Source organism: Anthropogastromicrobium sp., assembly GCF_037349415.1.
Taxonomy (GTDB): domain Bacteria; phylum Bacillota; class Clostridia; order Lachnospirales; family Lachnospiraceae; genus Anthropogastromicrobium; species Anthropogastromicrobium aceti.
Window position 1 is genome coordinate 16,577 of record NZ_JAXWCK010000031.1, and the last position, 14,636, is coordinate 31,212.

General features: G+C 40.8%; 11 protein-coding genes and 1 pseudogene. 3 read left to right on the plus strand and 9 right to left on the minus strand.

The genetic code is table 11. The features are described from left to right. Position 1: 1 nt before the first annotated feature. Together WJP93_RS06940 and WJP93_RS06945 are read right to left on the minus strand one after the other, a co-directional pair. Positions 2-2,485, minus strand: coding sequence for a hypothetical protein (locus tag WJP93_RS06940; protein ID WP_337547463.1), 2,484 nt, complete (start codon positions 2,483-2,485; stop codon positions 2-4). A 135-nt stretch (positions 2,486-2,620) separates the two neighbouring features. After that, the gene (locus WJP93_RS06945) at positions 2,621-3,835 is read right to left on the minus strand and encodes an aminotransferase class I/II-fold pyridoxal phosphate-dependent enzyme (RefSeq protein WP_227101249.1); all 1,215 of its coding nucleotides are present in this window, start codon (positions 3,833-3,835) and stop codon (positions 2,621-2,623) included. A 555-nt stretch (positions 3,836-4,390) separates the two neighbouring features. Between WJP93_RS06945 and WJP93_RS06950 the strand changes: the two genes are divergently transcribed. Further along, positions 4,391-5,116, plus strand: a complete 726-nt coding sequence (locus WJP93_RS06950) for a YoaK family protein (protein WP_337547465.1) — start codon at positions 4,391-4,393, stop codon at positions 5,114-5,116. A 75-nt stretch (positions 5,117-5,191) separates the two neighbouring features. Here WJP93_RS06950 and WJP93_RS06955 read toward each other — a convergent pair whose 3' ends face one another. Further along, a complete protein-coding gene (locus WJP93_RS06955) occupies positions 5,192-6,376 on the minus strand; it encodes a glycosyltransferase (protein WP_337547466.1) in 1,185 nt (394 codons plus the stop codon). Between the two features lie 207 nt (positions 6,377-6,583). On the opposite strand from WJP93_RS06955, the gene WJP93_RS06960 reads away from it, so the two are divergent. Continuing rightward, entirely contained in the window at positions 6,584-7,561 is a 978-nt protein-coding gene (locus WJP93_RS06960; RefSeq protein WP_337547468.1) for an alpha/beta hydrolase, read from the plus strand. Positions 7,562-7,602: 41 nt separating this feature from the next. Here WJP93_RS06960 and WJP93_RS06965 read toward each other — a convergent pair whose 3' ends face one another. The 6 genes and pseudogenes from WJP93_RS06965 to WJP93_RS06990 all read right to left on the minus strand — a co-directional run. Further along, entirely contained in the window at positions 7,603-8,577 is a 975-nt protein-coding gene (locus WJP93_RS06965; protein ID WP_337547470.1) for a U32 family peptidase, read from the minus strand. Next, the gene (locus WJP93_RS06970) at positions 8,574-9,989 is read right to left on the minus strand and encodes a hypothetical protein (protein WP_337547472.1); all 1,416 of its coding nucleotides are present in this window, start codon (positions 9,987-9,989) and stop codon (positions 8,574-8,576) included. The genes WJP93_RS06965 and WJP93_RS06970 overlap by 4 nt, the downstream gene beginning before the upstream one ends. A gap of 37 nt (positions 9,990-10,026) precedes the next feature. Next, positions 10,027-11,601, minus strand: coding sequence for an AarF/UbiB family protein (locus WJP93_RS06975; protein WP_227101192.1), 1,575 nt, complete (start codon positions 11,599-11,601; stop codon positions 10,027-10,029). Beyond that, on the minus strand, positions 11,594-11,929 hold the full coding sequence (locus WJP93_RS06980) for a hypothetical protein (RefSeq protein WP_337547474.1): 336 nt from the start codon (positions 11,927-11,929) through the stop codon (positions 11,594-11,596). The genes WJP93_RS06975 and WJP93_RS06980 overlap by 8 nt, the downstream gene beginning before the upstream one ends. Before the next feature lie 31 nt (positions 11,930-11,960). After that, on the minus strand, positions 11,961-12,380 hold the full coding sequence (locus tag WJP93_RS06985; protein ID WP_262538056.1) for a diacylglycerol kinase family protein: 420 nt from the start codon (positions 12,378-12,380) through the stop codon (positions 11,961-11,963). 18 nt (positions 12,381-12,398) lie between these two features. Next, a pseudogene (locus WJP93_RS06990) lies at positions 12,399-12,806 on the minus strand (phosphatase PAP2 family protein); the annotation flags it as partial. A gap of 358 nt (positions 12,807-13,164) precedes the next feature. Here WJP93_RS06990 and WJP93_RS06995 point away from each other — a divergent pair. Next, the gene (locus WJP93_RS06995) at positions 13,165-14,598 is read left to right on the plus strand and encodes an MATE family efflux transporter (RefSeq protein ID WP_337547476.1); all 1,434 of its coding nucleotides are present in this window, start codon (positions 13,165-13,167) and stop codon (positions 14,596-14,598) included. Positions 14,599-14,636 lie beyond the last annotated feature (38 nt).

A 14,636-nucleotide genomic window follows, 5' to 3' on the forward strand; every position in this document is an offset into this window, starting at 1 on the left:
CTTACCCTGTAATACGGTATCCAGTCAGCGCCTGCGCATTTTTATCTGGTGCCACATAAAGTTCCATGCCGCGCACCATGCGCACATCACGCTTTGCCGGTTCCATCATACGAAGCAAACGTTTCATGTTTCCTGCACTTCTTCCCATAAACCGAACCTTACCTGAATATACAACGCGTCCTCTCACACAATCCTTATCTAGTACGATTTTTCGACCTGGCGCTGCAATAAATACAAGATCCCCTACACGCATGCGACATGCACGATATGGGATTAATCCGATGCGACGCTTCATAACCTTGATGCGCGGTGATTCCTGAATTGCACTTCCAAACTTTGTATATACCACAATCTCCATGATCTGATTATTGAATTTAGGCTGACGAATCCACCCTATGATACACCAGAGAAGAAAAAGTGAGAATAAGACAAAACCAATCGGTATCCAATAAAGAAAACTTCTTTCCTCTATTGTAAAGACTGCCGTACACGATGCCTCCTCAGAGAGTGTCAGTGCCACTTCTCCAGTTCCATAAAACCAGCTTAGGCCTTTCGGCTGGTATACACATGTTCCATCATCTTCAATATACCACCGTCCAGAAATGCCATTTCTTTTTTCGCCTGTTTTCCATATAAAAAATGAGCTGTCTGTCATCTTAACAGCTAGCGTAGGCTTTGTCTTTAACGCATCAATTGCTGCCCTATCAAGTGCCTCTGCATCAGCTGTAATCTTAAACTTTATTGGCTCCATTTGTCCAAGAGATGTCTGAGCTGCATGAGCATCCTGTCCACCAATCTGTATAATCTGATAATGTATTCTTGGAATCACATCAATAACTGCCTGACCTGATGCCTCTAATTCTTCATTTTCTACATAAACCGTAAGTGTGCCAGTACTGTCTGTTTCACCCTTTGGCTTAAAAATCCACTCACCACTATCCTCATCCTGATACCACTCATACTTCACCTCTGCACCAGTTAATACCGGTGTAGAAAGCGGGTAATTCTTTGCTTCATCAGCACTCATTTTCACGCCATCTGCTGTAAGGTAAAAACGAATTTCTTCGCAGGAATCTAACTCATTCTGACGCACAGATACATCAGCCGCATCTGATTCTACACGATATACAACTTTTGACTTTGTCGTAAAACGCTCATCTGCCGTCTTTGGCAAAAAGCCTGGCATCTGAATTTGTCCGCTTATGCGCCCCGCACCAAGCTGCAAAGTGATCGTCAGCTCACCTGTATCGGAACGTACAATCTCGTTTCCATCTACCTCGTAGACAAGTGTATTGGCAGTTCCTTCCTCCAAAAATGAACTATCAACCACCGTATCGGTTCCGCTCTCAACAGCCTGCGCCGTGATCGTCACAGTCTCACCCTCTGGAATTTCTGCTAATTTTTCTGCCGAAACTGTCTCCCCATTATATTGTACATCCAGACGGCACTCTACAGCCGGCTCAATCATAACATTCAGACTGGCCGGATCAACTCCTGCTGTAAACTGCACCTGATATGTACCTGCAGGCATATTCGCACCACCTGCATCAGTCACGATTGCATTTCCAAAAAGTGATGGATCGGCATTATATCCATCTGGTGCAAGAGTCACGTTTCGTCTTATTTCATAGTTTTCGCCATTTGGTCCAGTGACAGAAGATACTGCTGCCTCTCTTCCCTGCGATAAAAAGGATACACTCTTTAATGGAAGTTCGCTAGTAAAACTGACAAACGTATCATAAACAGAAATCTCTGAAGCATCAAGACGATAGCGGCCTGAAATAGTATCAGCTAACGCTCCTATTGCAAGAATCATACTCTGACCATCTGACGCCGTCTGCGCATGAAAGTTAAGATCTGGTCTATCAGTAAGCGCCACTGCTTCTGCACCAATTGCCAGATAATATGTATTCATATGTGTCTGGTTTGGCATCAAGGTTCCATAAAAGGATTCAAACTGTCCCTGCACAGTCCCAGTGTCAATCGTAATCTGATTTGTCGCATCGTCCATAAAACCACCATCTGACAATACAATCAGATAATATTGTGTGGAAGAATCAGTATCTTCATGAGATACTAATTCATTGTATCCCATCTGCACTGCACCAAACGGTGTTCCTGCACCCTGCCACGGATTATTTCTCACCTGATCGGCACCTGATTGCGGATTTGTCAGGTCAATATCTTTTGCAATCGCTGACGGATCAAAATTTCCCGGCTGCGCCGCCAGCTGTCTTGCAGCATCACTCATATAAATTAAATGAAGTTCATCCTCTTCATTTAAAAGCGCAATAAATGCCTGAATCGCATAATTAGCATTCGAGTAGCGATTCTCATTTGCCATACTAAAGGAATCATCAAAAACAATAGTCACGATCTTTCTTCCTGATGACTCGCTTGCATAGCCAATCGTATTCTGTAAAGGAAAAACTCCTGCTGTCATAAGCGACAACAGGAGCACAAAAAGTATAATTTGTTTTTTCATCCGGCCTCCCCATGCGCATCACATTTGACTGCACTGTTTTGCATCTTTCGACACAGCTTTTTCTTTTACTATAGCACAGCGATGTGTCAAACACAAGGAAGTGATTCTTACGGTTTTTTTAATTTTTTGCGAGGGTTACTGCTGATATGTCGATAAGAAATCACGCAAATTGTTTAATGATTCCTCAAGTATCTCAATACGCGGCAGATATACAATACGGAAATGGTCTGGCTGCTTCCAGTTAAAGCCACCTCCATGTACGATCAGAACCTTCTTCTCCTTTAAGAAATCAAGAGCAAATTTCTCATCATCGACGATATTGAAGCGTTTTGTATCGATCTTTGGGAAGGCATAAAAAGCTGCCTTGGGCTTTACAACACTGATGCCAGGAATATCATTTAATACCTTATAGATATACTCTCTTTGCTCATAAATACGGCCGCCTGGTATAATATAATTATTTACGCTCTGATATCCTCCGAGTGCAGTCTGTACGATAGACTGTGCCGGAACGTTGGAGCAAAGTCGCATGTTAGAAAGCATGTTTAAGCCTTCAATATAATCCTTTGCCATCTCCTTCTTTCCGCTTAAGATCATCCAGCCAATACGAAAACCTGCAATCATGTGAGATTTAGAAAGGCCGCTGAATGTTACGCAAAACAGATCTGGTGCCAGCGATGCAATTGAGATATGCTCTTCTCCATCCATAACAAGACGATCATAAATCTCATCTGAGAAAATGATTAACTGATGCTCTCTTGCAATTTTTACAATCTCCATTAATACTTCCTTTGGATATAATGCACCAGTCGGATTGTTTGGATTAATTAAAACAATGGCCTTTGTACGGTCTGTTATCTTCTTTTTAATATCATCCATATCAGGATACCATTCTGCCTGTTCATCACAAATATAGTGAACAACCTTTCCACCGGCAAGTGTAGCTGTTGCTGTCCACAGCGGATAATCAGGTGACGGAATTAAAATCTCATCTCCCTCATCAAGAAGTGCCTGCATAGACAGATTGATAAGCTCACTGACGCCATTTCCTGTATAGATGTCATTGATCGTAACATTCGGAAGATTCTTTAACTGTGCATACTGCATGATTGCCTTTCTTGCTGAGAATAAGCCCTTAGAATCAGAGTATCCCTCACACTCAGTAAGCTGCTGGCGCATATCAAAGATAACCTCTTCTGGTGTACGAAAGCCAAACGGTGCCGGATTTCCGATGTTTAATTTCAGAACATGCATACCTGCATCTTCCATTCTCTTTGCTTCCTCTACAACCGGTCCTCTCACATCATACAATACATTGTCCAGCTTTGATGATTTATTAAATGTTCTCATACCGTCTTCTCCTATACTCCATGAATTTTTAATCTGCTGCTCTTTTGCTGGCTGACTGTCTGCTGTCATTGCCACATCTTCGCCTTCAAGCCACAGATAATCTACCTCAAGCGCCTGTGCCAAAACCTTTAAAATATCACGCCTTGGCTCTGTCTTGCCACTTACATATTGACTCATATGGCTCTTGCCGATCCGAATGCCGACCGGCTCTCCAAATGGCTGTGCCAGACGAATAACATCTGCCTGTTTTAGCCCCTTTAATTCCATAGCCTCTTTCAATCGCTCTGCAAATGCTGCCATATCCACTCCTTATTATCTTAGTTCAATTTCCTACATGCACACTATAGCACGGCAGCCGTAAAAGTTCAAGTTTTATTTTTGAAGTTCAGTATCTTGAACTTTTTTATTTTTTCCCCGAAACTGACAACTTGCGATGTATTTTTCATTGTTTTTTTGTCCTTTTCGCGCATAGTCCAAAATCACTTTTTGCTTTATAATAATATGTAGTGTATTATATATCTTTACACTACTATTTCATTAAGGAGATGTTCTGCAATGACTCTGAAATTGAGACATGATTCTTCTGGTTATCTTACATGCGAACATGTAAGTGTTTTCTATCTTTTAATGCTGACTTCCGGTATTATGGGGGCTTACACATATGTTGTACGCGGCGGTGTTTTCTGTAATGCACAGACGGCAAACTTTTTGATGCTGGGAATTTCACTTGGAGAGGGCAACTTTAAGCACGCACTTTTCTATTTTATTCCAATATCTGCTTATGTTCTTGGTGCGATTGCCTCTGAGATTCTCCCTACACCAATAAAGCACTACGGCCTGTTTCGCTGGGACACTTGGCTTGTTGGATTTGAAGCACTTATTCTTTTTATTATTGGATTTATTCCAACAACAGTACCAGATCCTGTTGTTCAGGTCGCTGTTAACTTTATTGCCTCAATGCAGTATAATACATTCCGTCAAGCTGAGGGTATTCCGATGGCAACAACCTTCTGCACCAACCATATTCGTCAGGTTGGAATTGGCGTTGCAAAGCTATTTAGAAAGCATGATCAGAAAGGTTTTCATCGTGGTATGGAACATCTTGGCATGATTGTCTGCTTCTGTGTTGGTGCTTTCTTACTTTCAGTCTTCTGTAAATTTATGAATGAAAAATCAATCTGGATCGCTCTTGTTCCTCTTTTAATTCTTTTCTACAGACTCGCTCATGCGGATCTGACCTGGGAACACGATCTATTAAACAAGAAACCGGCTGGCCACTAAGGCTCGCCGGTTTTTTTGTAATTTGTAAATTGTAACTGAATTGCAACTGTTCATAATCATGTCAAATCGTAGTTACTATAAATTTACATTTTGTCTGTCCCGTACCATTTTTTCTGTCAGACGGCAGATCGCCATGCCACTGTCTGGACGCACAAATTTTCTCTGTGCCAGCTTCATTGTCTCACAAAGCTCCTTGCCCTGGATTCTATTCACTGCACGAATCAGCTGACCCTTTGTTTTTTTCACACCTATGCTCATGCCGCATGATTCAAAAAATTCAAGATTTCTTGTTTCACAGCCTGGAATTGCCATTGCATGTATAAATGGTATATTGGCAACTGCAGCCTCTGTACTTGAAAGACCACCAGGCTTTGTAATACACACATCACTTGCCTTCAGATAAAGTGCCATCTGCTTTGTAAATCCAGTCAATATAACACAATCATCATCGCCAACAATTTTTTGCAGTGTCTCATACAGTACCTTATTATTTCCGCATATAATAATTAACTTTGTCTGACGCTGATTTTCATTCTCGTTCTTACGTTTTTTCTCAAGCTTCTTATTTTGCTTTTTGCACCAACGATACAAAAGCTTAATTGTTTTCACAATTCCGCCCGCTCCCATGCTGCCTGCACTTACAAGCAGATAAAATGTATCCTCCTCTAATCCAAGCTCTTTTCTGGCTTCCTCTTTTGAAACCTTTTTAGCAAACTCCTTTCGAACAGGAATGCCAAGTGATTTTATCTTTTCTTCTGGTATTCCTCTTCTTAAAAAATCATACCTTACATGTCTTGATGGAATTACATACGCATCACAATTAGTTTCTTCCGTAAATGGAGTACACACATAGTCAGTCGCGACAAAAATCGTTGGCGGAAGATTGATCCCTTTTGCCTTCATCTGCGTTACCATCTCCGCCGGAAACAGATGCGGCATTAAAATCGCGTCATATTTATTTTCCTTTAAATACTTATCCATAACAGGAACCATCTGTGCATTTACAAAATAGACTGGTGAACGCCATGGCAGTCTGCGGTAGGCATCACCAATTTTATAAACACAGCCAAATAATGTCGGAGATATCTGCACCAGCCGTACATAGACAACGTCGATAATTTTGGCTAGCTTATTAGTTTTTAATGTATATGGATTCAATACATCTGCACTGTGACCACACGCCTCTAACGCTTCTTTCATCGCACTTGCTGCTGCATTATGTCCTCCGCCTGTACCGCACGATAAAATTAATACTCTCATATGGTTTTCCTCCTTCTTTCCATCATTATGATGTATAATACCAGATTGCTACGTACTTTGCACTCCCGAACTCTTCATAATAATGCTACCATATCCATTTTAAAATGTCTACACTTAACTTTCTGCTTGCCATTCAGTCTTAATCGTGCTATAAAAAAAGAAAAGCAGCTTTGCTGCAATTTATACGGAAAGGCATGGTATTTTTTTATGAAAACAATTCGTTTTTCAATCTGGGAAGATGGTGAATACACCTGGCCTCAGGGCTACGGATTTGTTCCGTTTCTGACTGGCTATCTTCATGAAGACAATAAAGAGCGTCCTTGTGTGCTCGTTGTTCCAGGAGGCGCCTACTATATTGCATCACCAACAGAGGCAGGCATTGTCGCTCTTGATTTCTACCATAAGGGTTATCAGACTTTTGTTCTCACCTACACGACAAATCTGCTTGGAACGATTCCTCTTAAGGATCAGCCAATGCGTGATCTTGCACGTGCTGTTCGCATTGTCAGAAGCCGCAGCAATGAATACAGCATCAAGCCAGACTGCATTGCAACATGTGGCTTTTCTGCCGGCGGCCATCTGACTGCCAGCGAGGGCGTACATTATAATGATATTGAAGAAAAAAATCCGCTCTATAGTAATATCAGTGCAAGACCAGATGCAATGCTTCTATGTTACCCTGTTATTACCTCTGGTCCTTATACACATGAAGGCTCCATGCAAAATCTGCTTGGTGCTAACCCAACAGCAGATGAATTAAAATATATGTCTCTTGAGACACAGGTAACTTCACAGACACCTCCTAGCTTTCTGTGGCAGACTGTAACTGATGAAGTAGTTCCTGTTGAAAACAGTTATCTTTTTGCTGATGCCTGCAAGAAAAATGGTGTTTCCTTTGCTCATCATGTTTTCTCACAGGGTCCTCATGGACTTTCTTTGGCAACAGCTTCCTGGGCACAGGGAATCTTCGGTGAACTGTATACACTAGATCCATTCAAATATACTATTGATGCGATCAAATCTGGTACTGCCAATGTTGGCGTATCCAAAGAAAAGCTAGCAGATTTAGAAAGAGAATTTCCAAACCATATGCCTGGTAATCCTTGTTCACGTGAGCCTAACGCAGAAGTTTCCATTTGGCCTTGTCTTGCAGATGCATGGCTTCGCACACAATGGTCACTCTAATATATTGTCTGCATCTTAAATTACAACATATCAGCAGCTAGTCAATTTTCTGTAATATAGTAACAATTATGGCTGCAGTCATTTGCAAACAGCCTGCTTTTCATTTGTTTTTTATAGTCTTTTTCGCAGGCTGATTGTTCTAAAATATTAAGAGCATTTTTTAATTGGCGGATATCTTCTATGGTATCCGCCGTATAATTTCCCCGGCTTACAAGCTTAATATGAGTAATGCCTGCATCTCGCAGCTGCCAAAGTGCACACAGACCACATCCGCTTTGTCCAAGCACAAAATTCTCTCCTGCATTTTCCAGATATGCCTGATCTGGCTGTCTCTTATAATTCAAAATATCTGCTTGTTCTGTTCTTACAAGTCTATAAGGTAGACGGCAGGCAGGTGCTAATTCATCACAATGAAGACTGCTGCAAAATGCACCTGTAAAATGACAAAGCTCATTTAATGCAAAAGCCTCATACTCGAGCAGCTGTTTTGGATACTGCATTTTTTGATAATCAATACAGCTTTTCATCTCCTGCGGTGTTACCTTACGATGAAAAATAATCCGCTTTGCCCCAAGACTCCTCATCTCATCAATCATTATATGATTTGATTCCGACATTTCACCACTTACATGAATTTCTGCCGGAACTGTCAGATTCTTTTTTAAAAATACAAGCAGCGCCATATCTCCAACAATAAATGATGAAAAACCCATATAAAACAAACGCTTAATAAGTGCTTCTATCATCGGATATTGATGAGGTGCATAAAATAATCCATTTAACGCTACTGTGACTATTTTTTTCTTTCTTCTGACAAGTGCTGCTAAGATCTCCATTTCACTTTCAGACCCGATCTGCACGTTATAATAAAGCACCTCTCTGCGATTTAGCGGATATGTCAATCCTCCGTTTTGCATCCATTCATATGGCACATAGCCGCAAAAAAATTCATCTGCCCCTGCTTCCACATAAGGAAGATAATCATCAACAGAGCCTAATCCTGCCGTAATTTTCATAGCTTTGTCCCCTTTGCCGAATCGTTTTTTAATGGTGTATTTAAAAATCCAGCCACAAGACGAACTCCTTCTTTTTCTATTCTAATCAAATCATTATATCCAAAAATACTGTTATACCGCCCTGTCATGCAAAGAAAATCAGGATACTCAAATGCATATGTCATACATTCACAATGGCAATCATCAACTGCTTTCTGCCTTCCTCTGCTGCCTCTGTAAAGCATTGCCAAAAGCGGACACCATCCAGAAGTATTCATTTGAAAATATGGAAAATGAAGTGTCATGCCAATCATACTGTCTGGCGTAAAAAATGATTGATCAATGCCGCTGTTTTGAAATGACACACGCGTTATATTAAAATGCTTGGCAAGATACTGTCTGTAAAATGGAGCATCTACCTGACTTTTTTCTTTACTAAACTCATTGTCATTTCTATTAACATAGTTCATTCTTGTGTCACGTCTTTGTTTTGACAAAAGGCAGCCAAGCGTCAGCAAAAACTGATTCGGATATTTTTTTCTGATCAGACCTGCCATTCCCCAATCATTTATTACAAGCTCAGTTTTTACACATTTATTTTGACACCAATCTGAAAGAAGCTTTAATATTTCTTCTATTTTTATTAGATCTTTTTCTTCAACAGGTGCAAACACACAAACAGGGAAAATATGATCACTCCACGTCTTTTCAAGCATAGCCTCTAACTGTGTCTTTTTAGGAAACAGATGAAAACAATATGCATTTCCAATATAAAAATATTTTGGTACACGCCATGCAATCTTACATAAATCTATATCAATCCATCCACTGCTTTCCCAATAAAGAGAAATAAAATCCTTAAGAGGCTTTGACAGATATGCCTGATACCAGGCCGGGTTATCTAGCTCAATGCCATCTACTCGCTCTGCCAGTGACTTCTTTGCTTCATTAGGTACTTGTGTCCATGCTGCTCGCTGTTTCTTTAGTGTATCTGAATAAGTTTGTTCCTTTTCTGACGGATAGCCAACTAATGCCTTTGACATATCTGCCTCTGTCTCATCCAGCTTTAAATATATATAATTCAGATACTCCTTATTAAAGCGTTCCGTATATATACGGTATTCTTCGTTTTTTACATCAACACGAATCTCGCAGACAAGCCCCTCCATCTGTTTTTGCGGCATCAATTCAATTTTTACAACGTCCCGTGTACAATTTAGTATCACTTCATGATAGCTTCTTTTCTGAAACTGAAAAAAGGACAGCACTATGTTGCCTTGCTGTCCTGCATCTGATAATTGCTGTACATATTTTTGTGCCTGTTCTTTTAACAGACGAAAGGTAAAATAATCAGGTGACAGCTCCAAAATGCGAATCTCTTTTTCATCTGTCTTTGTCTTTATTTTGCCTGATAAAATCGCAAATGGTATCATCCTAAACCTGCCTTTGCCATCACACGCCTAATGCATGCTATTTATTTTTGTTTTTAAAATGCTCCCACACTAGATAACCTGCAAGGCCAAGCGCCATGATGTAGCCGAGAAAACCAAGCGCTGGTATTCCAAACAGGTGCGGCTGCATTTGTGTGGTACATAAAATACTTGATGCCAGAAGAAGTGCTGCTATAACAAGTCCCATAACCATCTTTGAGACAAGCTTTTCAAGCATCTGTGACAAATCCTCTGTCGCATGAAGATCAAGCTTTATTCTCGTCTCATTATTTCGATAGCTCTGTAAAAGATCTGCCATTAGTACTGGAATGTCCATTGCCCTGTTAATGGAGCGATACAGCTGGCTTCCCTCATTTTTGAGTTCTTCCTTCCAATTTACATTTTCCCAAAATGATGCCGAAATACGTCCCGACGCTACCTCCACGATATTGACCTGAGGGCTTAAATCTGCAATTACACCCTCAATTGTCGTCATTCCTCTTGCGAGAAGTGTCAGCTGCGCCGGCATTGCAAGCTCATTGGCACTCATTATCTCTATTAATTCTGTTAAAAGTGCAGCAATGTCAATACTGCCGATATCCAGCGTGCCGTAACGCGTCATAAGACCTTCAATATCTGTATACAAGCGGATTCGATTTGGTTTTCCATGAAAAATGCCAAGCGCCAGTATCACATCCACTAACTCAGAATTATTTCCTCTTGCGATTGCTTTTACTGCCTTTGCTATCAGACTTTTGTCTCTTGGCGTGAGGCGCCCCATCATTCCCATATCAAGCCAGACAATTTTTCCACCGCGAATCCTAAGATTTCCCGGATGTGGATCAGCATGGAAAAATCCATCCTGCATAATCTGACGCACATAATTGTCAGCAAGCTTTTCTCCTATTTCAACTAGGTCATAGCCTTCCTGTTCTAGTGTATGCGTATCTGAAACGCTGTAGCCATCAATATACTCCATGACAAGAACCTGTGCTGTTGTCAGCTCACTGTACAGCTTAGGAGACGCAACAAAAACGACATTCTCATTGTTTTTTGAAAATGTTTTCATATTTGCAGCTTCAAGAAGAAAATCCATTTCCTCTTTAGCTGCTGACCAAAACTCACTTATCACTCGCTCTAAATCAACAAAACCTTTCAGGGCAGGCGGCACAAAACGAAGCATACGCTGCATCATGGCAACATCTCTTTCCATTGTGCCATAAATGCCGCGCCTTTGAACCTTGAGAACCACATGCTCACCACTTTTAAGAAAGGCTTCATGAACCTGCGCAATCGAAGCAGACCCGATTGGAGTCTTTACAATTGATGCAAAAACATCCTCCGGGTCTTTTTTGTATGCTTCGTAAAGTACAGCCCTAACCTCATCATATGGCATTGGGCTGACCTGAGAGCGCAGCTTCTGCAGCTCTTTGCAATACTCAGATGAAATTAAATCTGTTCGTATTGAAAGAATTTGTCCCAGCTTTACATAAGTTGGTCCTAGTTCTTCTAATATCTCACGTACTTTTACCGGCGTTATCCCTTTTGTAATGCGATAACGCCGCAGTACCTGCATGATTTCAGAAAGTCTCGATCTGTCTTCTCTCTCACTCATCCTGTGTATTCTCTTTTTGCTCTGCCTTTTGTTCTTCATCCTGTGGCTTAGCTGCCTTATTTAACAGCTCCTTTAAAGCATCAATCTGATCTGGTGTCATCGCTGACAGCAGTTCCTCAACAGAAGCATCCTTTTTTTTCTTATTATCCAAGGTTTCTTTAATGTTGTGTTTAAGTTCCTCGTTTAACACCTTTCCCTGCTCTACGGTCAGGCTTCCTTTTTTTACGAGTTCATCCGCAACATCCTTTGCCTTCTCGGTTGTCACTGCTGCTGCACCAATACCTGCCAAAACTACATTCTTTACAAGATCTGTTACCTTAAAATCCATACTGTTACCTGCCTTTCTGCTTGTGTTAAATTTATAATCCAAAAAGCTGTGCCAATTTAGGGAAGAAAATTAATCCGCCTACAATGGCTGCCGTGATGGCTGCTACAAGCACAGCACCTGCCGCTGTGTCTTTCGCTAAACGTGCCAGCTCTTTGTGTTCCTCTGTCACCAGATCAACTACTGCTTCTATTGCAGTATTGACCTGCTCAAGTGCAATGACCATTCCACATAATATAAGGCAAATGCCCCATTCGGTCACTGTCAGTTTTAATGTGACACCAAAAACTACAACTAATACAACTACTGAATAATGTATCATCATATTTCGTTCATTTTTGATGCCGTCAAATATACCTCGAAATGCATAGGCAAAACTTAAAACAAGCTCTTGCTTTACATCTAAATGATGATGTGCCGCATCTAATGCCTCTGCTGCAAAGTAATGACTAATAACCTCAGTATATAAAATCAAATACATTACTGAAACGCAAAATCCACCAATAACGTCAGTTGCATAATGCACGCCAAGATAAATTCGGCTGCAGCCAACTAAAAATACAATCAGCGCATTAAGCACTGTAAGCGCATATCTTTGACTTTTTTTCAAGTCTGCCTGCTTAAGCATATATGCAAGAAATCCATAAAATGACGCTGCCACCATGGCATGTCCACTCGGAAAGCTATAACCACTCTCCATAACAAGATGCATCTCCTGCGGCGGACGTATTCTCATAAAACTACCCTTGATTGCTACATTCAAAAGGACTGTCAAAATCAAATTTCCAAGCAAAGCTATAAAATATTTACGCTGCTTTAAAATATGAATCATCGAAAGACTTATTACTAAAAGTACTACTGGATGAACCATGTTAGTCATTATTTTGAAAAATCCTGTCGCTGCGCTGCTCTCAAATGACCTTAAAATATGATACGCTGCAACATCAATCGGTGCAGTCACATATGATCCACTGATATCAGCCGCCAATAGTCCAAATAAAACAGCACATACGACAAGCGTTGGAATCTTCCACAATTTTCCTTTTTTATATTTCAATACATCACCTGCCTGTCTTTTCTTTTGTCGTCATTATAGTACAGCACGACAAAAATGGCAAGACCATATTCTTCCAAAAAGTATATCATTTAAGTAAAATCCTACATGGAAAAACATATTAAACCATGATATACTAGCGCTGCTTCTGCATTTTATTATTGTTTTTGGGGAGGTTTTTCTTATGAAGCAGAAAAAATTTGACTGGGGGTACTTTCTAAAGCACATTGCAATTATTGCGATACCAGTAGCCCTCCAGAATCTGCTCACCACCACAGGCAGTATGGTTGACACCATTATGCTGGCTTCTATCGGAGAAAAAGCGGTCGGTGCTGTCGGATTATGTGCTCAATTTTCCAGTTTGATGTTCTCTGGATACTGGGGTTTTATTGGCGGAGGCATGCTGTTTTTCGCTCAATACTGGGGAGCAAAGGATCATGATGGAATTACTCGCTCTTATGGAATGACGCTTCTTTTTATGATGACCGTTGCTCTTGTTTTTGCAGGTCTTGCAATCGGAGTACCTTCTTTTATCATGGGAGTCTACACCGACAAGCCAGAAATTCAGGCGATTGGTATTTCTTACCTTAGGATTGTTGGCTTTGCGTACCCGCTCCAGGTTTTGTCAATGGCAATGAGTGCACTGCTTCGTTCCATCGAACGCGTGAAAATTCCGCTTTATGGCGGCATCGCCTCTGTTATCGCCAATTGCTTTTTTAACTATCTTTTCATTTTTGGAAAATTTGGACTTCCAGAAATGGGTGCCGCTGGTGCTGCTGTCGGAACTGTTCTTGCCGGTGTTGTGAATCTTTTAATTTTGATTGGATTTATCCTTCATCAAAGGATTCCATTTGTCTTGGAATTCTCCAAACATTTTCGCTGGACAAAGGAATCTCTGCAAAATTACCTGATCAAGTGCTTCCCAATCATCTGCAACGAAGTTCTGATTGGTGTTGGAAATATGATGATTAACGTTGTTCTGGGACGTCAAAGTGAACAGGCAATCGCTGCCATCGCTGTCTTTCGTACTATGGAAGGTCTCGTCATTGCATTCTTCAGTGGTTTCTCCAATGCAGCCTCAATTCTCGTTGGAAAAGAAGTTGGTGCCGGCAATCACGAGCTTGCCTTTGAGCGCGCTAAACGTCTGGTTTATCTGTGCAGCGCCATTATAAGCATTGCCTGTCTAACACTTTTGCTCGTTCACAATCCACTTCTTCATACGCTTGGACTTTCAGGAAAATCATATAAAATTGGTACTGGCATGCTTATCATTTACAGCATTGCTGCCATCATCCGTATGGGAAACTGGGCACAAAACGACACCTACCGTTCTGCCGGAGATGCCGCTTTTGGTTCCATTATGGAGATTACATTCATGTATCTTATGGTGCTTCCGTTTGTATATCTTTCTAATTTTTATTTTCATGCACCATTTCTTCTCGTGTTTGCGTTCTGCTATATTGATGAGCCGATCCGCTACATTATCATGCAGTGTCATCTCTACTCTGGAAAGTGGATTCGTCCTGTATCAGATGCCGGACTTGCCACCATTTATGAGTTTAGAAAGCAGCACCACATTGAAGTTAAAAGTCAGAATCAATCACACAATAAAAGTTAATTTCATTTGTGATTGACTTAACTGCTAGTCTAATTATG